This window comes from Senegalia massiliensis (assembly GCF_009911265.1).
In the GTDB taxonomy this organism is placed as follows: Bacteria; Bacillota; Clostridia; order Tissierellales; family SIT17; genus Anaeromonas; species Anaeromonas massiliensis_A.
This window is the reverse complement of the sequence record NZ_QXXA01000009.1, coordinates 162,221-183,170: the sequence shown is the minus strand read 5'-3', so window position 1 is coordinate 183,170 and position 20,950 is coordinate 162,221. Positions and strand designations below refer to the sequence as shown.

The window sequence follows — 20,950 nt, the reverse complement described above, 5'->3', positions numbered from 1 at the left end:
TATAAGCGTTACCTTCTTTTTTGTAATAGTAATAAAAATAAAAGCATAAATTTAATTATAGAGGAGGATATTTTAATGACTAAAAAAATAGATAACATTAAAACAAATATAGCTGAAGTATTGGAATTACCAAAGGAAATAGTACTTGATTTACCTAAAATAACTTTAATAGGTAATATTCAATTATACATAGAAAATCATAAGGGAATAGTTGAATATAGTAAAGAAAGGATTAGAATTAATAGTAAATCAGGAATAATAAGAATAATAGGAAAGGATTTAGTGATAAAAAATATTGTATCAGAAGAAGTGGTAGTATCAGGAAAAATAATAAATATAGAATTTATATAAAGGGGGGACTATCTTGTTAATCATAAGATTATGGAATTATATTAGAGGGTATGTTATTATAAGAATTGAGGGATTGACACTTGAAAGATTTATTAATTTAGCTACTATAAATAATATTTACCTTTGGGATATAGAGAGATTAGACTATACGACCCTTGAAGCAAAGGTTAGTTTAAAAGGCTTTAAACAGCTCAAACCAATAATATTGAAAGTCGGATCAAGATATGGAGTAATATCTAGAGAAGGGTTCCCTTTTTTATTTACGAAGTTAAGAAAAAGGAAGATGTTGGCTTTAGGTTTCATCTTAATGATAGGTGTAATCTTTTTTTTAACTTCATTTGTTTGGACTATAGACATATATTCACCTGAAGAATTTGATGAAAAACAATTAATAGAATACTTAAATAGAGAAGGGGTAAAAATTGGAGTAAGAAAATCAACAATAGATAATGAAGAATTAAAAATTGAGATTTTAAAAGAATTTGATGATATATCATATATAAATTTAAAACTTAAAGGAACTAAACTAATTATAGATTTAAAAGAAAGAGAATATTATACTCATGATCATAAGTGGGATAAATCTAAACCTACCAATATAGTTGCTTCTAAAAAAGGGGTAATAGAAAAAGTAATTGCTAAAAATGGCAAAGCCGTAGTTGAAAAAGGAGATATTGTTAAATCAGGCCAGACATTAATATCAGGTGTTATAAAAAATGAAGAAGATGAAAATATACTTTTGGTTCATTCAGAAGGTGAAGTACTTGCAAGAACTTATTATTATAAAACTATAAAAGAACCTATAGTTAAAGAAGTAGAAAAAGAAACTGGAGAAAAATATTTTTCTAGAGAGATAAAAATTGGAGAAAAAAGTATACATATTAAAAAAGATGATATACCATTTAAACATTATAGAGAATTTATAGGTGATGAAGATAAGAGTTTTTATTCAATAATTCCATTTGATATAATTAAACATGAATATAGAGAGGTAAAAAAAGAAACAGTAAAACAAAATATAGATTCATTAAAGGAGTCCTTAAGTGTTATAATAACAAAAGAGGCTATGAAAGATGTAAAAGAAGATAGTAAAGTTTTATCCAAAGATATAACATTTGAAAGAAAAGACAATTTTTTAATAGCTAGTATAAAAGTAGAGTTAATTGAAAATATAGCACAAAAGAAATATATTAATGAGAATATAGAAATTCAAAATGACGATTCAGAAGAAAATAAGGAGGAATAGTATTGACAGAAAGTAGATATGAAAAGAGCATAAAGATAAATGATGAAGATTTTAGTAGGGAATTATACGGAGATTTTGATAGAAATATTAAACTAATAGAAGAAGAATTTGATATTGACATAGTATCTCGTCAAGGTGAAATAAAAATTTTAGGGAAAAAAGAAAATGTAGAACTTGTGGATACCCTAATAAAAAAATTAATAGACATAGTAAAAGTAGAAGGTAAACTTACAAACCAACAAATTAGATATGCAATAACACTTGTATATGAAGGAAAAGAAAACAAAATGAAAGAACTATTAGATGATACAGTATGTGTTACTTACTCAGGTAAAACTATAAAACCTAAAACACTAGGGCAAAAAAGATACATAGATTCTATGGCTAAAAATGATCTAGTATTTGGAATAGGTCCTGCAGGAACAGGTAAGACTTATTTAGCTGTTGCAAAAGCAGTTCAAGCATTTAAAAACAAAGAAGTAGAAAGAATAATTTTAACAAGACCAGCAGTAGAAGCTGGAGAAAAACTAGGATTTTTACCAGGTGATTTACAAGACAAAGTAGACCCTTATTTAAGACCTGTTTATGATGCATTATTTGATATATTTGGTGGAGAAGCCTTTTTGAAAAATAGAGAAAGAGGTTTAATAGAGATAGCACCACTTGCATATATGAGAGGTAGAACACTTGATTCAGCATTTGTGATACTAGATGAAGCACAGAATACTACATCTGAACAAATGAAAATGTTTTTGACAAGACTAGGTTTTGGTTCAAAAGCAATTATAACTGGTGATATAACACAAGTAGATTTACCATATGGAAAGACATCAGGATTAAAGCAAGTTACTCATATTTTAAAAGGTGTAAAAGGAATTGACTTTATATATCTTAGCAAACAAGATGTTGTAAGACATAAACTAGTACAAAGGATTATAGAAGCTTATGAAAATCATGAGAAAAAGAAAAAATAAGGAGAGAATCAATGGAAGTTTATATTGATAATAGACAAACAGAAATATTATTAGATGAAAAAATTGAAGAGATTATAAATAGTGTAATAAAGGAATGTTTAGATTATGAAAAATATGGATTCAATTATGAAATAAGCGTTTCATTTGTGAATAATATAGAGATTAAAGAATTAAATAAAAGATTCCGCGGGAAAGATAAAGAAACTGATGTGTTGTCATTCCCAATGGAAGATGAATTAGAAGGACAAGATTATTTGCCAACTTTAGGTGATATTGTAATATCTATAGAAAAGGCAAATGAACAAGCAAAAGAATATGGCCATAGCTTAGAAAGAGAGATAGCTTACCTTACAGCTCATAGTATGTTCCACCTTATGGGGTATGATCATTTAACAGATAGTGAAAAAATTATTATGAGAAGGAAAGAAAAAGATGTCATGAAAAATTTAAGAATTTTTAGAAATAATTAGAAAGAAGGAAAGCTAATGAAAAGACTAATAGATAGTTTCAACTATGCAGTACAGGGAATTATCTATACACTAAAAACACAAAGAAATATGAGAATACATTTTTTTGTTATGACACTTATATTAATATTAAGTTTGTTTTTTAATTTTTCAAAACTTGAACTATTATCATTATTTTTTGCTATATCATTGGTTATAATAGCAGAGATGATAAATACAGCTGTAGAAAAAACTATAGATATGTTTACAAGCGAGTTTCATCCTTTAGCAAAAATTGCAAAAAATGTTGCAGCGGGAGCAGTATTAGTTGCAGCACTTAATTCTATAATGGTAGGATATCTTTTATTTTTTGATAGAGTAAATCCTTTTACAAAGTCAATAATATTTAAAATAAGATCTTCTCCTGTACATCTTACTTTCATATGCATATTACTTATAACTATAATTACTGTTGTAATAAAGACTGTTACACAAACAGGAACACCTTTTAAAGGTGGGATTATAAGTGGTCACGCTGCTTTAGCCTTTACTATATCAACAGTAGTGACTTTTTTAACAGAGAATATATTGATTGCAACACTTAGTTTTATGCTATCAATTTTAGTAGGACAAAGTAGAATAGAAGGAGAAATACATACTTTTTTTCAAGTAGTTAATGGAGCATTATTGGGTATATTAATAACTGTATTAATATTTCAATTATTATAGCTCTAAGCAGGAGGGATTTACTTGTCAGATAATTTTTTATACGTACGTTTAGGTATTTTATTTATACTTTTAATATTGTCAGGAATATTTTCTAGTTCAGAGACAGCAATAACCACTTTAAAAATTGCAAGAATAAGAAAATTAAGAGAAAGCGATCAAAAAAAAGCATTATTACTTGAGAGAATAAAAAAGCAGATAAATATAATGCTATCTACAATTTTAATAGGAAATAATTTAGTTAATATATTAGCTACTGCAATACTTACAGAAGTTACAGTTGAGATTTTTCAAGGAAGTAGTTCTACGCTTGTTTCTACAGGAATTATGACTATATTAATATTAATATTTGGAGAAATAACCCCCAAAACATATGCAGCACAAAATCCAGAGAAAATATCTGTTTTAATAGCAAGACCATTAATTTTACTTTCATTAATATTCAAACCTATATTGATAGTATTAAATTTTATTACTGGGTTTTTCATAAAACTTATGGGTGGAGATATAAATAATACTGGACCATTTGTAACAGAAGAAGAAATACGTTCTCTTGTTGATGTAGGAGAAGAAGAAGGGGTAGTAAAACTACAGGAAAAAGAGATGATAGAAAATATATTTGAAATAGACCATATTGATGTAGGAGATGTAATGGTACCAAGAATAGATATTATAGCAGTTTCAGAAGATGATAGCATGGAAGTTGCATTAGAAAAGATCACTAAATATGGTCATTCTAGAATACCTGTATATAAAGAAAGTATAGATGATATAGTAGGAATACTTTATGCTAAAGATGTACTTCCTTTTATTGGATTTAAAGATGTCAATTTAAATGAAACTAAAATAGTAGATATAATGAGAAATGCATACTATGTACCTGAAACAAAAAAAGTAAATAAGCTCTTAAGAGAACTTCAATATCATAAAGTTCATATGGCAATAGTATTAGATGAATATGGTGGAACAGAAGGATTAGTTACAATAGAAGATATATTAGAAGAAATAGTAGGAGATATATTAGATGAATATGATGTTGATGTAGATTTAATAGAAAAAATTAATGAAAATACTTATAATGTAAAGGCAGAAGTATCTTTGGAAGATATAAATGAATTATTTAAAACTGATTTTCCAGAAGAAGAATTTGATTCTTTAGGTGGTTATATATTTAATACATTAGGAAGAGTTCCAGTAAAAGGAGATAAATTAGATAGTGATAAAATAAATATAACAGTTAAAAAAGTTACAAACAGGAGAGTAATATTAGTAGAAATAACTAAAAAAAATCAGGGGTGATTTAGTTGAAAAAATTAATTTTATTTTTAGTAATTATTTTATTAATATTGGGTGTAGGATGTAACGACAAAGAAATTGAACAAGGTAATAGTTTAGAAAATACAGAAGAAAATGAAGATGGATCTAATAATAATGGAGCTGAAAATGGTTTTTTTTCACCATTAAGTGGAATAAAAACAAAAAATGATCTAAAAAATGAAAGACCAGTAGCCATAATGTTTGACAATCAAAAAGATGCAAGATGGCAAGCAGGACTTAGTGAAGCAGAAATAGTATATGAATTCTTAGTTGAAGGAAATATCACAAGATATATGGGGATATTTCTTAGAAATAATCCTGATGTAATAGGTCCAGTTAGAAGTGCAAGGCCATATTATTTACGAGCTTTGCTTGAATATAATGCTATATATGTTCATTGTGGTGGGAGTCCAGAAGCAAAAGAACAAATAATAAGTTTTGGAATTGATGAAGCTGATTGTATGAGTGCTCCAGGGTATGTTTTTTATAGAAATAATGAAGTAGGTAAAAAATCACCACATAATTTATATACCAATATGGAAGATATAAGAAAATACGAAAAAGAAAAAGGTTTTAATACAGAGCCTAATTATGAGGCATTCCTATTTAATGAAAATTCCCAAGATATAGAAGGAGAAGTTGCAAATACATTGAAAATAAATTATTCTAAACATAATACAACAAGTTATAAATATGATGAAGAAATAGGAAAATATATTAGATATAAAGATGGTGAAATTCATATAGATGAAAATAATAGTAACAATTTAACAGCTACAAATATAATAATTCAAGAAGCAAATAAAAAAGTTATAGATGATCAAGGAAGACTCTATATAGAGACAGTTGGAAAGGGAAAAGGAAAATACTTTACTAGAGGTAATTACATAAATATAAACTGGGAAAAAGAAGATGAATATTCTAAGACAAAATATTTTGATGAATCAGGAAATAGGATAAAGTTAAATCCAGGTATGACTTGGATTCAAGTAACCCGAATCAATCCAGAAATAAAAATAACAGAGTAGGCGGTGTGAAAAGATGAAAAAACAAGAGTTAATAAATTCAGCATTAAAAGCAAAAGAAATGGCATATGTTCCTTACTCTAAATTTAGAGTAGGAGCAGCTGTTTTAACGGAGGAAGATAAAATATATACGGGATGTAACATAGAATCAGCAAGTTACACACCTACTAATTGTGCTGAAAGAACAGCTATATTTAAAGCTGTATCAGAAGGATATAAAAACTTTAAAGCAATAGCTATAACCGGAGATTCTGAATATACATTTCCTTGTGGAGTTTGTAGACAAGTCATGAGAGAATTTTCAAAGGACTTGACAATTTATATAGTGAAAAATCAAAATGAATATAAAGAATTTACATTAGAAGAATTGCTCCCATATAGTTTTGGGCCAGAAGATTTAATAGAAGACATAATAAAGGATGGTAAAGATGAAATTTAAATCAGGTTTTATAACAATAATTGGTAGACCGAATGTAGGTAAATCTACATTATTAAATCATATAATAGGAGAAAAGATTTCTATAATATCAGACAAACCTCAAACTACAAGAAATAAAATACAATTTATACATACTACAAAAACAAGTCAAATGATTTTTGTAGATACTCCAGGTATTCATAAACCTAAAAATAAGTTAGGTGAATTTATGAATAAAGAAGTTTCTTTAGCATTAGAAGATATGGATGTATTAGTTTGGATAGTAGATGATAGTATGGAAATAGGACCAGGAGATAGCAGAATATTAAAATCACTTGAAGATATCCATATGCCTAAAATATTAGTAATCAATAAAATTGATAAATTATCCAATGGAGAAGTTGACAAATTAATAGAAAAGTATAATAGAAAACATAATTTCGAATATATAATTCCTATTTCTGCAAAACAGGGAAAGAATGTTGATACTTTAATTAAAAATATAGAAAAATTACTTCCTGAAGGACCTAAATATTATCCAGAAGATATGATAACAGATCAACAAGAAAGAATTATAATATCAGAAATTGTAAGAGAAAAAACATTAAGATATTTAAATGAAGAAGTTCCTCATGGGATAGCTGTAGAAACAACAATGATGAAAGAAAGAAAAGATAAAAATATAATTGATATTCATTCTACAATTTATTGTGAAAAAGACTCACATAAGGGTATAATAATAGGTAAAGGTGGTAGAAAACTTAAAGGTATAGGAAAAAGTGCAAGAGAAGATATAGAAAAATTTTTAAATCTAAAAGTTAATCTTCAACTTTGGGTAAAAGTTAATAAAAATTGGCGTGAAAAAGAAAATTTAATTAAACGTATGGGATATAAAAGGTAAAATAAACAAATATTATTTACACTATTTACATTGTATAATCTAATTCTATCACCATAAAATATAAATATACTAAAATATGGGGAGGATTATAATGTTAAAAAATGATATGTGGAAAATATTTGAAGCTACTGGAAAAATAGATGCGTATTTATATTGTAAAATTGATAGTGAAAACAAAGAAAAAATAGAAAATAAAACTTTTAAAAGTAAGTTAGAAAGTGATTTACACAGTTAATGCAAGTTAGAGGTGGCTAAATGTTATTTAAGGTTCAAGGGATAGTATTAAAAGCAATCAATTTTAATGATTGGGATAAAATACTTACTATATATACAAAACAACATGGTAAAATACAAGCTATTGCAAAAGGTGTAAGACGACCTAAAAGTAAAAATATATCAGCAACACAAGTATTTTCATTAAGTGAATTCATATTATATAAAGGAAAAAATTTATATAATTTAAATCAAAGTGAAACTATTAAATCTTACTATCCTTTAAGAGATAATTTAGAAAAGTTATCCTATGCTTCATATATATTGGAATTAACTAATGCTGGTTTAATTGAGGAAGAAACAAATATAAAGATATTTGAACTTTTACTTAAAACTTTAGATATAATAGTAGAAGAAGAAAAATATGATCAAATTACTAGAGCATTTGAATTGAAGTTTATATCTTATTTAGGATATAGACCTCATTTAATAAATTGTGTAAATTGTCATAAAGATTTAGAGAATAATATAAGATTTAGTTTAATAAATAGTGGAGCATTATGTAATGAATGTAAATCTATAGATAGATATTCAAAAAAATTAGATATACAAACTTTAAATATAATGAAGTTTTTGTTGTTTACTCCTTATGAAGAAATTTTAAATATAGATATAAATAAAAATATATTAAAAAATATAGGAGAGATAATGTTATCATTTATATCTAAAAATTTAGATAAAACAAATTTTAAATCTTTAAATTTCATAAATTCATTAAACATATAAATAACATGGAGGTGTTTTAAATGGAAATAAGTTTAGAAAAAATTGACACAATAAGAGAGCGTACAGGTGTAAGTTATAAAGAAGCAAAGGAAGCACTGGAAAGAAATAACGGAAATGTTGTAGACGCATTAGTTGAAATTGAAAATAGTGAAAAGAACGATGGATTTAACTTTAATCAAAAAAGTGAAGAAATAATTTCAACTTTAAAAGAAACAGTTAAAAAAGGAAATGTAACTAAGATAATTTTAGAGAGGGATGGAGAAACTATAATGAATATCCCTGTGACAGCAGGTGCTATAGGAGCTGTTCTTGCTCCACAACTTTCAGCACTTGGGATAGCTGCAGCTATGATATCTAAAACAACTATTAAAATAGTAAAAGAAGATGGAGAAATTGTGAGTTTAAATAAGTTAGCTGGTGATACTATGAATAAATTTATGGGAAAAGGTAAAAAAAATAAAAATGAAACTACTGGTGAATAATATAAAAACAAAGATGATATTGACAATATGATGAGTTTCTGGTAGATTATTATAATATAACACTTTTTGCTATGAAGAGGATTAGTAAATTAACTATATTATAAAAGCGATTCAGGGATGGTGTGAGCCTGGAATAGTATATTAATTGAAGGCACCTCTGAGCAACTATTTAAGTGGGTACATTTGTACCAAATAGGGTGGAACCGCGGAACTAACCTTTCGTCCCTATATAGGGATGAGGGGTATTTTTATTGTCTGAAAAGAAGAAGGAGGAGTTAAATTGTATTTACAAGACCTTATGTTAAAATTACAAAAATACTGGGGAGAAAAAGGTTGCATTATAATGCAAGCTTATGATGTGGAAAAGGGTGCTGGCACAATGAATCCCAATACATTTTTAAGAGCTTTAGGACCTGAACCATGGCAAGTGGTGTATGTAGAGCCTTCAAGAAGACCAGCAGATGCAAGATATGGAGAAAACCCAAATAGAGTATATCAACATCATCAGTTACAAGTAATTATTAAGCCTTCTCCAGAAGACATACAAGAATTATACTTAGAAAGTTTAAAAGTGATAGGCATAGATCCATTAAAACATGATATTAGATTCGTAGAAGATAATTGGGAAGCACCTACACTTGGAGCATGGGGCCTTGGTTGGGAAGTTTGGCTTGATGGTATGGAAATAACTCAGTTTACATATTTCCAACAAGTTGGAGGAATAAATTGTGAACTTGAATCAGCTGAATTAACTTATGGATTAGAAAGAATAGCAATGTATCTTCAAGATGTAGATAATATATTTGACATAAATTGGACAAAAGATATTAAGTATGGAGAAATATTTAAACAAGCAGAATTTGAGCATTCAGTATATAGTTTTGAAAAAGCAAAAAAAGATGTATTATTTAATTTATTCTCAGTATATGAAAATGAAGCTAAAGCATTAATAGAAGAAGGATTAGTATATCCAGCTTATGATTATGTATTAAAGTGCTCACATGCATTTAATATATTAGATGCAAGAGGTGCAATATCCGTAACTGAAAGAACTGGGTATATATCAAGAGTGAGAAATTTAGCAAGACTCATTGCCTCTAAATATATAGAAAAAAGAGAAGCATTAGGATTTCCATTGTTAAAGGAGGAAAAATAAATGAGTAAGTATCTTTTAGAAATAGGAACAGAAGAAATACCATATAGATTTATGCAAAACACATTAGAACAGATGAAAGATAATATGCAAGAGCTATTAAATGAGAATAGAGTTAATTATGAAAAAATATCTACTTTTGGCACACCTAGAAGATTAGTTCTATTTATAGAAGGAATAAGTGATATGCAATCTGACTTAGAAGAAACTGTAAAAGGACCATCTAAAAAAATTGCATTTGATGATAATAATAATCCAACAAAAGCACTTTTAGGATTTGCTAGAGGACAAGGAGTAGATATAGAGGATATAATCATAGATGAATTTAATGGAGAAGAATATGTATTTGCAAATAAACATGTGGAAGGAACAAATACAAAGGATATTCTAAAACAAAACATAAGTGATTATATAAAGAAGATTCATTTTCCTAAACCTATGAAATGGGGAGGAAAAAATATAAAGTTTGCAAGACCTATAAGATGGCTGGTTTCAATATTTAATAGTGAAATAGTAGAGTTTGATTTAGAAGGTATAAAAGGATCTAATATTACTAGAGGTCATAGATTCTTAGGATCTGATAATATAAAAATCGAAAATACAGATGAGTATTTTACAAAGTTAAAAGAAAATTATGTAATAGTAGATCAAGAAAAAAGAAAAGAAATTATTAAAACTGGTTGTGTAAAGCTGGCTAAAGAAAAAGGTGGTAATCTATTACAAGATGATGAGCTATTAGAAGAATTAATTTATATAGTAGAGTATCCAACACCATTAAGAGGTAGAATAAAAGAAGAGTATTTGAAGTTGCCTAAAGAAGTAATAATTACTCCTATGAAGGAGCATCAAAGATATTATCCAGTGATAGATGATAAAGGTAATTTATTACCATATTTTATAGCAGTTAGAAATGGTAATTCAGAACATATTGATATAGTGACAAAAGGTAATGAAAAAGTATTGGATGCTAGACTTGAAGATGCAAAATTCTTCTACAATGAAGATGTAAGAAGACCGCTTGAAGAATATGTAGAAAGTTTAAAAACAATTGTATATCAAGAAAAACTTGGTACAATATTTGATAAAACTCAAAGAATAAACGAATTATCTATAGATATAGCAAAAGAGTTAGATTTAGGGGAAGAAACAGAAAAAAATATAGATAGAGCAAGTTTATTATCTAAGGCAGACTTAGTAACTAAAATGGTAAATGAATTTACAGAACTTCAAGGTATAATGGGAAGAGAATATGCAAAAATAGCAGGAGAAAATGAAGTAATAAGTTTAGCTATATATGAACATTATTTACCTAGATTTGCAGGAGATAATCTTCCAACTACAACAGCAGGAGCAATTATTAGTATAGCGGACAAATTGGATAGTATCTGTGGTGGTTTTGCTATAGGAATGAAGCCATCAGGAAGTCAAGACCCATATGGTTTTAGAAGACTTGCTTTAGGTATAATAAATATAATATTGGATAAAAACTTAGATTTATCACTAAATAGCTCTATAGATAATTCTCTTAGAATATATATTGAAAATGAATTATATTTTGACTTTGATAAAGTGAAGTGTCAAATAACAGAATTCTTTAATGTGAGAATCAAAAACATGTTTATAGATAAAGGAATAAGGTATGATATAATAGATGCTGTAATAAGCACTGGTAATGATAATATTACAGATATGGAAGTAAGAATAGAGCAATTAGATAAATGGAGTAAAAATGAAGATGTAGAAGAAATATTAGCTGCATTTAATAGAGTTTCAAAAATAGCTGAGAAAGCGGAAAACGATGAAATCTCTGTAGATTTATTAAAGGAAGAAAAAGAAAAAGCATTATATGAAAAGTATATTGAAATAAAAACAGAAGTACATGAAAATATACAAGAAAAAGAGTATTATGAAGCAATAGAAAAAGTAGCAGAATTAAGAAATCCAATCGATGAGTTTTTTGATAATGTAATGGTTATGGTAGAGGATGAATTGATAAAGAATAATAGACTTGCTTTAATTAAGAGCATATATAACATGATGCTTGAAGTTTGTGACTTATCTAAGATCTCAAGAGATTAATAAGAGAAGTAAAGAGGTGAGAGGTATAAAACTTTCAGATAGGCAAGAAAAGATAATTGAAATTGTAAAAGAGAACGAACCTATAACTAGTGAAGCTATTGCTAAAAGGTTGAAACTAACCAGAGCTACATTAAGACCAGATTTATCTATTCTTACTATGAGTGGAATACTTGATGCAAGACCTAAAGTTGGATATTTTTATTCAGGTAAGTCAGATATAAATATATTTCGAGACAAAATAGAATCTATAAAAGTAGGAGAAATTAAATCTTTACCAACTGTAGTTGATGAAGAGACATCTGTATATGACGCTATAGTAACTCTTTTTATAGATGATGTAGGGAGTATATTTGTTACCTCAGATGGATATCTAACTGGTATAATATCCAGAAAAGATCTACTTAAAAGTGCTATTGGTGGTGTTGATATAGAAAAGGTACCAGTTGCTGTAATAATGAGTAGGATGCCTAATATAGTATATTTAGAAGAAAAGGAATCAGTTCTTGAAGCAGCAGTGAAAATTATTGAGCATGAATTTGATAGTCTTCCAATTGTAGAAATAAATACAGATAGTACAGAGGATAAAAAGTTTAAAGTTGTAGGTAAAATATCCAAAACAAATATAACTAAATTATTTGTAGATTTAGGGATAGAAAATTAAAGGTGGGATTATATGGAGAAATCAATGGTAACATACGTATTATCTGACTCTATTGGTGAAACAGCAGAAGAAGTTGCAGAAGCAGCAATAAGTCAATTTAATTCTGGTAATTTTGAAATGAGAAGATTTCCATATATAACTGAAAAAGAACAAGTAATAGAGATTTTAGAAGAAGCAAAAGAAGAAAATAGTATAATATTATTTACTATAGTAGTAGAAGAACTAAGAAGGTTTTTAATAGAAAAATCTCATGAATATAATATAAAAGCAGTTGATATAATGGAACCTATACTAAATGCAATAGAATCTGTAGTGGCAATAAAACCAAAAAGAGAACCAGGATTAATAAGGAAATTAGACGAAAATTATTTTCAAAAAGTAGCAGCAGTAGAATTTGCAGTTAAATATGATGATGGAAAAGATGCAAGAGGTATTAAAAAAGCTGATATAGTTTTAATAGGGGTTTCTAGAACTTCTAAAACTCCTTTAAGTATGTATTTAGCACATAAAAATATGAAAGTTGCAAATATTCCTCTATTACCTGAAGTAAAAGCTCCAAAAGAGTTATATGAAATAAATCCAAAGAAAATAATAGGTTTGACAGCAAATCCAATTAAGTTAAATGAAATTAGACAAGAAAGATTAAAATCTTTAGGTTTAAATAATACAGCTAGTTACGCTAGTATGGAAAGAATATTAAGAGAAATTGAATATGCTGAAGAATTAATGAAAGATTTAGGTTGTCAAATCATAGATGTATCAAATAAAGCAGTAGAAGAAACAGCGGGAGTTATATTAGAATTATTAAGAGAAAATAATAATGATTAATAATTAAAGAGGGTTAACCCTCTTTAATTATGTTTATAGAATAATAACTATATATATGATTAAGTATATATAAATATGGTTATATTTATAGCAAGCATAGATTAATTTTATATAAATAGAGGAATTTTATATCTATTTGTCCAATATATATAGTGAAGACAAAAACATATAGAAAAGAGTGAGAACATGAAATTAAGAGAAAAAAGTCAAATGTTAGAACAAGAAATTTTATCTCCTAAAGCTACTTTAAGCATGGACTCAAAAGGTAGAGAACGAGAGGAAAAAGAATGTGACATTAGAACAGTATTTCAAAGAGATCGTGATAGAATAACTCACTCAAAAGCTTTTAGACGATTAAAACATAAAACTCAAGTTTTTTTATCACCTGAAGGAGATCATTATAGAACAAGACTCACACATACCCTTGAAGTTTCACAAATAATAAGAACAATTTCAAGAGCTTTAAGCCTAAATGAAGATCTATCAGAAGCAATAGCTTTAGGTCATGATTTAGGTCATACTCCATTTGGACATACAGGTGAAAGGGTATTAAATAGATTGAATCCAAAGGGGTTTAACCATAACGAACAGAGTCTTAGGGTTGTTTCATTTTTGGAAACAAGAAAAAGAGATGAAAAAGGATTGAATTTGACCTATGAAGTTAAAGATGGAATATTGAATCATACAGGTGAATTGAAAGCTAACACATTAGAAGGACAATTATTGAAATACTGCGATAGAATAGCATATATAAATCATGACATTGATGATGCTATGAGAGCAGGAATATTAGGCAAAGAAGATTTACCTAAAGATTGTATTGACATATTAGGTGAAACACATGGTGAAAGAATAAATACTATGATTGTAGATGTAATCCAAAATAGTATGAATAATGATTTTATAAAAATGAGTAAACAAATAGAGCTTTATACAAATAAATTACGTGAATTTATGTTTGAAATGGTATATTTAAATAAAAAGGCTAAAAAAGAAGAAGGAAAAGCAGAATATATAATTGAACAATTATATAAATATTATATTAAAGATCCCAAAAAAATTCCTTTAGAATTCAGAGAAAATATAGGAGACAAAGAAGATATAGTTTCAGATTATATAGCTGGTATGACTGATAGATATGCCATTAAAACATTTAATAATATATTTGTACCATCACCTTGGCATAAATAATTAATAATAATTAATATTTTTTTTAGAAAAAATGAAGGAATTAGAAGAAAAATGTCGAATTTTATTTAGTAGTAATAAATGAGGAGGATTAAATGAAAATATTAGTTGATTCTGACTCATGTCCTGTAAAAGATTTAGCTTATAAAATTTCAAACAAATATAATATTGATATTTTATTCATAACAAGCATATCTCATTATTCTATAAACTCTGAAATAGATAGTTCCCATTATATATATGTAGATAATTTTTCAGAAGCTGCTGACATAGAAATAATGAATAGACTAGAGAAAGATGATATTGTCATATCTGATGATTATGGACTTGCTTCTTTAGTATTATCTAAAAAATGTTATTGTATATCTTCTAAAGGATATATATATAATAATGATAATATTAATAGTCTTTTAACTAGAAGATATTTAAGTAAAGAGCAAAGAAAATTAAATAAAAGAGTAAAATCTACAAATAGAAAAAGAGAAAAAAAAGATAATAAAAAGTTTGAAGAAAAATTTATAAAATTAATTTGTTCAATAAGAAGGAATAAGAATTTTTCTGGCGAATAAATAAATATGAAGGTGATTTTAATGCCTTATAATTTTAATGATGAGGTAATAAATGAAATAAGAGATGCAAATGATATTGTAGAAGTTATTTCAAGTTATGTAGATCTTAAAAAAGCAGGTACTAATTATAAAGGTTTATGTCCTTTTCATAATGAAAAGACACCTTCTTTTATGGTGTCTCCATCTAAAGAAATATTTCATTGCTTTGGATGTGGAGAAGGTGGAGATGTAATAACATTCTTAATGAAACATAGGAATTTAAATTTCATTGAAGCATTAGAGACTCTAGCTCATAGGGCAAATATTGAATTACCAGAAAATAATAACGAAGAAGATAAAAAGAAATATGAGGAAAGAGAAAAATTATTTGAACTAAATAGAGAAGCAGCTTTATATTACTATAGAAATCTAAAAAAGAATAAAAAAGCATTAGAATATTTAAAAAGAAGACAAATTAATTACAATATTATAAATAGATTTGGTATAGGTTTTGCCAATGATAGTTGGGATGATCTATTTAAATATTTAAAAAATAAAGGGTTTTCTACTGAGCTTATATATAAAGTTGGATTAATAGTTAAAAGAAAAGATAAATCAGGATATTATAATAGATTTAGGAATAGAATAATATTTCCTATAATTAATATACGAGGTAAAATAATAGGATTTGGTGGAAGAGTAATTGATAACACTATGCCTAAGTATTTAAATACTCCTGATACTCCTATATTTAATAAAGGTTATAATTTATATGGTATTAATATTTTAAAGAAGAATATATCTTATAATAGAGCTATATTAGTAGAAGGTTATATGGATGTAATATCTCTAAATAGTCATGGTATAAGTTATTCTGTAGCCTCACTTGGAACAGCATTTACTGAGAAGCAAGCTGAATTACTAAATAAATATGCTAAAGAATTCTATATATGTTATGACTCAGATACAGCTGGTAAACGAGCTACAGATAAGGCTTTGGAAGTATTTCATTCAATAGGTATAAAACCAAGAGTTATAATATTACCTAAAGGAAAAGATCCAGATGACTTTATAAAAGAAAGAGGAATAAAAGCATTTGAAAAAGCAATAGATAAATCATTAAATTTAATAGATTACAAAATATACAGTCTAAAGAAGAAATTTGATATATCAACAGTTGAAGGTAAAATTAAATTTACAGAAGAAATATCTACTTTTTTAAAAAAGATAAAAAATGAAATAGAACTAGACGTATATCTAAATGAAATCTCTAACAGTACAGGTATATCTTTAGATGCTATAAGAAACCAAATCTATAATAAAAATAAATCTAATTACTCTGATAGAAACTCTTCTAACATTCATTATAGACATAATAGAAAAGATTATATAATGCCTGTAGAATATAAATTGGAATCAGGTCATATTGCATCAGAAAAAAGTATTTTAAATTTAATTATAAATGACCATAATATATATGAAAAACTAAAAGATGATTTTAATTATTTAGACTTTCTAAATAAAGAAAATAGAGAACTAGCTAAAATCATATATAAAGAATATAGTGATTCTAAAAATTTAAATATAGATAATCTGAAAATAGGATTAGAACAAAATTTATCTAATAGATTAGATGAAATTTTGAATTTAGATTCACTTGTTGATGATACTGATAAAGCAATCCAAGATTATATTGATAATATAAATTACTATAAATTAAAAATTAGAAGAGAAAAAATTAAAAAAGAAATTAAAAATCTTGGCAAAAAAGATAATGCTGAAGGAGAGGTTCAAAAATTAAAAGAGTTATTTATGGAATTCACAGAAATAAACAAGCAATTAAAGATGAATCACTAATTGTTATTGAAAGGAGGAAAGGCAATGAGTGATAAAAAGAATAACACTAAAAGTAAAAAATCCAATAAAACTAATAAAAAGGATGCAGTCATAAAGAAAATCATTGCTAAAGGTAAAAAGAAGGGCATGTTAACATACAAAGAAATAATAGATCCATTAGAAGAGGTGGATTTATCGCCTGAAGAAATTGATGAAATATATCAAGACATAGAAGATAAAGGAATAGATGTAGTAGGTGATAAAGAGGATGATATATTACTTGACAATGAAGAAAACAATGATGATGAAAAGGAAAATAAAACACCTGTAATAAGTGTTCCAAAAGGTGTAAGTGTAGATGATCCTGTAAGAATGTACCTAAAAGAAATAGGTAAAGTCCCACTTTTAACAGCTCAAGAAGAAGTAGACTTAGCTAAAAGAATGGAAGCAGGAGATGAAGAAGCAAAAAGAAGATTATCAGAAGCAAATTTAAGATTAGTAGTTAGTATAGCTAAAAGATATGTTGGTCGTGGTATGCTCTTTTTAGATCTAATACAAGAAGGTAATATGGGCTTAATAAAAGCTGTAGAAAAATTTGATTATACAAAGGGCTATAAATTTTCAACATATGCTACATGGTGGATAAGACAAGCAATAACAAGAGCTATTGCAGATCAAGCAAGAACAATAAGAATACCTGTTCATATGGTAGAAACAATAAATAAACTCATTAGAGTTTCACGTCAATTATTACAAGATTTAGGAAGAGATCCAAGTCCTGAAGAAATAGCAAAAGAAATGAATTTAGATGAAGAAAAAGTAAGAGAAATATTAAAAATAGCTCAAGAACCAGTATCTCTTGAAACACCTATAGGTGAAGAAGAAGACAGTCACTTAGGTGATTTCATACCTGATGAAGACGTTCAAGCACCATCTGAAGCAGCTACATTTACAATGTTAAAAGAACAATTAGTAGATGTATTACACACTCTTACAGATAGAGAACAAAAAGTATTACGTTTAAGATTTGGATTAGATGATGGTAGAGCAAGAACTCTTGAAGAAGTTGGTAAAGAATTTGATGTTACTCGTGAAAGAATAAGACAAATTGAAGCAAAGGCTCTTAGGAAGTTAAGACATCCTAGCCGTAGCAAAAAATTAAAAGACTTTTTAGAATAAAAATGCTCTATATAGAGCATTTTTATGTTTTAAAATAAGAGGAGGTAAAAATGAAACTAACTCCAAGATTATTAGAAATAGCAAAAATGGTAGATAAGAATAGTATTGTAGCAGATATTGGAACAGATCATGGATATATTCCAGTATATTTAATAGAAAATAAAATTTCAAAAAAGGTAATAGCGTGTGATATAAATAAAGCACCGCTCCAAAGTGCAATAGATTATATAAATAATAAAAAATTACAAAATAAAATAGATACAAGACTTGGAAATGGACTTTCTCCATTAAATGAAAATGAAGTAGATACTGTAATAATAGCAGGTATGGGTGGTATATTAATACAGAATATATTAGAAGAAAATAAAAATATATCTAAAAAAGCAGAAAAATTTATATTGCAACCAATGGTGGCAAGTAGTGAGCTTAGAAAATATCTATATGATAATAATTATAAAATAACAGATGAAAAATTGGCAAGAGAAGACAATAGATATTATGAAATAATTGTAGCTAAAAAAGGACAAGAAAAAGTAAAAGATGAAATATATTATGAAATAGGAAAAAAACTAATAGAAAAGAACGATCCATTACTAAAACCCTTTTTAGAAAAGAAAATAAATAAAAATAAAAGCATATTAAAAAATATTGAGAAAAACAGTAGTAAAGAAAATCTAAAATATAATCAGATTAAAAATAGACTATCTAAATTGGAGGTGATATACAATGATAGATTCAGAAAAGATAATTAAATATATAGAAGGAATTGCACCTGAAAATTTAGCAGAAAACTGGGATAATGTTGGACTTCAAATAGGAGATACAAAAAGAAAAGTAGAAAAAATATTACTCGCTTTAGATATAAACTTAGAAGTAGTTGATAAAGCAGTAAAAGAACAAGTAGATATGATAATATCTCATCATCCTTTATTTTTTTCTTCTTTAAAGCAAATTAATTTGAATACCTATAAAGGTAAAATAGTAGAAAAACTAATTAAAAATGATATATTAGTATATACTGCACATACAAATTTAGATGCATCTAATAATGGAGTAAATGATGAATTGGCAAGATTATTAGATATAGAAAATCCTAAAATATTATCTAAAACTCATAGTGATAAATTATACAAAGTAGTAGTAACAGTTCCAGAAACTCACGAAGAAGAAGTGAGAAGAGCATTTGGAGAAAGTGGAGCAGGAAATATTGGTAACTATAGTAATTGCTCATTTTCATATGAAGGAATGGGTAGATTTAAACCAGAACAAGGTTCAAACCCCTATTTAGGAAGTAAAGAAGAAATAGAAGTTGTAAAAGAAATAAAAATAGAAGTAGTAGTTGAGGAATCAAATTTAAATAATGTATTAAAACAGATGATTAATGCTCATCCATATGAAGAAGTAGCATATGATATAATAAAATTAGAAAATAAAATAAAAGAATATGGAATAGGTAGGTTTGGAAATATAGAAAGGATTACTTTGAAAAAATTGGCAGAAAAAACAAAGCAAAGATTAAATATACAAAATGTACGTGTATATGGAAGCTTAGAAAAAAACATAGAAAAAATAGCTGTAGCGGGAGGTAGTGGAGCAGATTTTATATTAGATGCATATAAAAAGGGAGCAGATGTATATATTACAGGAGATATAAAACATCATGATGCACAAATAGCAAAAGAAATAGGCCTAGATTTAATTGATGCAGGTCATTTTCATACTGAAAAAATTGTAATGGATAGTATAAAAAAATATTTAAGTTCAAAAATTAAATCAGATATAGAAATTATAGTGGCAGAAAATGATAATATAGCTCAATATAAAACAATATAATCTAGCTGGGGGTGCTTTTATGGATACAACACAAATACTATGGAAAATTTATGAATATGAAAAAGAAATAGAAACATTCAAAAATAAAAAACAATTTTTAGAGGCAAATAAAAATTTAGAAGAATTATCAGAGAGTTTAAATGAAAAAAAATATGATATAATTAATTTTAAAACTCAACTAGAAGTTGACAATATGAAAATTAAAAGATTAAATCATAAATTAAAAGAAATAAATTTTCAAATTAAAGATACAAATTCTAAATTGTATAGTGGTGATATCTCAAATGTAAAGAAGTTAACAAAACTCCAAAAAGAAGAAGCAGATTTAAAAAAAGAAAAAGAAAAATTAGAAAATGAAATACTAGAATTAATGGAAGATGTAGAAACAAATACAAAGGAATTATATAATTCTGAGAAAATTTATGAACAGTTACAAACAAAACATAAAAGTTCTGAAAAAGATAATATAAATATATTAAATGATATAAAAAAACAAATTAAAGAATTAGAAAATAAAATAGAAAAATTAAAATTATCATTAGAAAATGAAATATTATCTAAATATGAGAATTTAAAAATAAAAAAATCAAAACCAATATCAAAACTAGATGATGATAAATGTACGGGATGTCATATGTCAATACCCTCAATTGTTGCTTCAAAGGTTAAAAAAGGCAAAGAAGTTGTATATTGTGATAATTGTGGTAGAATGCTCTATTATGAACAAGATGATAATTAGTAATTTAAGGAAATATAGGGA

The 20,950-nt window shown here is 26.7% G+C and carries 23 protein-coding genes and 1 other annotated feature; all 23 genes read left to right on the top strand.

The window, feature by feature from the left end:
- The first annotated feature begins 75 nt into the window (after positions 1–75).
- The 23 genes from yqfC (at position 76) to D3Z33_RS09190 (ending at position 20,929) form a co-directional block, all read left to right on the top strand.
- On the top strand, positions 76–351 hold the full coding sequence (gene yqfC / locus D3Z33_RS09300) for a sporulation protein YqfC (protein ID WP_160197480.1): 276 nt from the start codon (positions 76–78) through the stop codon (positions 349–351).
- A gap of 13 nt (positions 352–364) precedes the next feature.
- Positions 365–1,597, top strand: a complete 1,233-nt coding sequence (gene yqfD, locus D3Z33_RS09295) for a sporulation protein YqfD (protein ID WP_160197479.1) — start codon at positions 365–367, stop codon at positions 1,595–1,597.
- A gap of 2 nt (positions 1,598–1,599) precedes the next feature.
- The gene (locus D3Z33_RS09290; RefSeq protein WP_160197478.1) at positions 1,600–2,571 is read left to right on the top strand and encodes a PhoH family protein; all 972 of its coding nucleotides are present in this window, start codon (positions 1,600–1,602) and stop codon (positions 2,569–2,571) included.
- Between the two features lie 11 nt (positions 2,572–2,582).
- Complete coding sequence (ybeY, locus tag D3Z33_RS09285; RefSeq protein ID WP_160197477.1) at positions 2,583–3,041, top strand: rRNA maturation RNase YbeY; 459 nt, start codon at positions 2,583–2,585, stop codon at positions 3,039–3,041.
- 15 nt (positions 3,042–3,056) lie between these two features.
- Positions 3,057–3,746 (top strand): diacylglycerol kinase, encoded by a 690-nt coding sequence (locus D3Z33_RS09280; RefSeq protein ID WP_160197476.1) that lies wholly within the window; start codon positions 3,057–3,059, stop codon positions 3,744–3,746.
- A 21-nt stretch (positions 3,747–3,767) separates the two neighbouring features.
- Positions 3,768–5,042 (top strand): hemolysin family protein, encoded by a 1,275-nt coding sequence (locus D3Z33_RS09275; RefSeq protein WP_160197475.1) that lies wholly within the window; start codon positions 3,768–3,770, stop codon positions 5,040–5,042.
- Between the two features lie 5 nt (positions 5,043–5,047).
- Positions 5,048–6,088 (top strand): DUF3048 domain-containing protein, encoded by a 1,041-nt coding sequence (locus D3Z33_RS09270; protein ID WP_201750482.1) that lies wholly within the window; start codon positions 5,048–5,050, stop codon positions 6,086–6,088.
- Positions 6,089–6,101: 13 nt separating this feature from the next.
- Positions 6,102–6,524 (top strand): cytidine deaminase, encoded by a 423-nt coding sequence (locus D3Z33_RS09265; RefSeq protein ID WP_160197474.1) that lies wholly within the window; start codon positions 6,102–6,104, stop codon positions 6,522–6,524.
- On the top strand, positions 6,514–7,404 hold the full coding sequence (era, locus tag D3Z33_RS09260; protein ID WP_160197473.1) for a GTPase Era: 891 nt from the start codon (positions 6,514–6,516) through the stop codon (positions 7,402–7,404). Before D3Z33_RS09265 ends, era begins: the two co-directional genes overlap by 11 nt.
- 91 nt (positions 7,405–7,495) lie before the next feature.
- Positions 7,496–7,639 carry a YqzL family protein gene (locus tag D3Z33_RS09255; RefSeq protein WP_160197472.1) on the top strand — a complete coding sequence of 48 codons (144 nt, stop codon included), beginning with the start codon at positions 7,496–7,498 and terminating at the stop codon, positions 7,637–7,639.
- 20 nt (positions 7,640–7,659) lie between these two features.
- Positions 7,660–8,403, top strand: a complete 744-nt coding sequence (gene recO, locus D3Z33_RS09250) for a DNA repair protein RecO (RefSeq protein WP_160197471.1) — start codon at positions 7,660–7,662, stop codon at positions 8,401–8,403.
- Positions 8,404–8,423: 20 nt separating this feature from the next.
- The gene (locus D3Z33_RS09245; RefSeq protein WP_160197470.1) at positions 8,424–8,885 is read left to right on the top strand and encodes a DUF4342 domain-containing protein; all 462 of its coding nucleotides are present in this window, start codon (positions 8,424–8,426) and stop codon (positions 8,883–8,885) included.
- Positions 8,886–8,947: 62 nt separating this feature from the next.
- Positions 8,948–9,115 (top strand) — a binding site (T-box leader).
- A 50-nt stretch (positions 9,116–9,165) separates the two neighbouring features.
- The gene (gene glyQ / locus D3Z33_RS09240; RefSeq protein ID WP_160197469.1) at positions 9,166–10,041 is read left to right on the top strand and encodes a glycine--tRNA ligase subunit alpha; all 876 of its coding nucleotides are present in this window, start codon (positions 9,166–9,168) and stop codon (positions 10,039–10,041) included.
- Complete coding sequence (gene glyS, locus D3Z33_RS09235) at positions 10,042–12,117, top strand: glycine--tRNA ligase subunit beta (RefSeq protein ID WP_160197468.1); 2,076 nt, start codon at positions 10,042–10,044, stop codon at positions 12,115–12,117.
- A 25-nt stretch (positions 12,118–12,142) separates the two neighbouring features.
- Complete coding sequence (locus D3Z33_RS09230; RefSeq protein WP_347561246.1) at positions 12,143–12,778, top strand: helix-turn-helix transcriptional regulator; 636 nt, start codon at positions 12,143–12,145, stop codon at positions 12,776–12,778.
- A 12-nt stretch (positions 12,779–12,790) separates the two neighbouring features.
- Positions 12,791–13,606, top strand: a complete 816-nt coding sequence (locus D3Z33_RS09225) for a pyruvate, water dikinase regulatory protein (protein WP_160197467.1) — start codon at positions 12,791–12,793, stop codon at positions 13,604–13,606.
- Positions 13,607–13,792: 186 nt separating this feature from the next.
- A complete protein-coding gene (locus D3Z33_RS09220; protein ID WP_160197466.1) occupies positions 13,793–14,797 on the top strand; it encodes a deoxyguanosinetriphosphate triphosphohydrolase in 1,005 nt (334 codons plus the stop codon).
- 92 nt (positions 14,798–14,889) lie between these two features.
- Entirely contained in the window at positions 14,890–15,363 is a 474-nt protein-coding gene (locus tag D3Z33_RS09215; RefSeq protein WP_160197465.1) for a YaiI/YqxD family protein, read from the top strand.
- A 21-nt stretch (positions 15,364–15,384) separates the two neighbouring features.
- Entirely contained in the window at positions 15,385–17,199 is a 1,815-nt protein-coding gene (dnaG, locus tag D3Z33_RS09210; RefSeq protein WP_160197464.1) for a DNA primase, read from the top strand.
- Positions 17,200–17,223: 24 nt separating this feature from the next.
- A complete protein-coding gene (rpoD, locus tag D3Z33_RS09205) occupies positions 17,224–18,357 on the top strand; it encodes an RNA polymerase sigma factor RpoD (protein WP_160197463.1) in 1,134 nt (377 codons plus the stop codon).
- A 50-nt stretch (positions 18,358–18,407) separates the two neighbouring features.
- Positions 18,408–19,109 (top strand): tRNA (adenine(22)-N(1))-methyltransferase, encoded by a 702-nt coding sequence (locus D3Z33_RS09200; protein WP_160197462.1) that lies wholly within the window; start codon positions 18,408–18,410, stop codon positions 19,107–19,109.
- A complete protein-coding gene (locus D3Z33_RS09195; protein ID WP_160197461.1) occupies positions 19,084–20,190 on the top strand; it encodes a Nif3-like dinuclear metal center hexameric protein in 1,107 nt (368 codons plus the stop codon). The genes D3Z33_RS09200 and D3Z33_RS09195 overlap by 26 nt, the downstream gene beginning before the upstream one ends.
- Positions 20,191–20,209: 19 nt before the next feature.
- Positions 20,210–20,929, top strand: a complete 720-nt coding sequence (locus tag D3Z33_RS09190; protein WP_160197460.1) for a zinc ribbon domain-containing protein — start codon at positions 20,210–20,212, stop codon at positions 20,927–20,929.
- Positions 20,930–20,950: the final 21 nt, after the last annotated feature.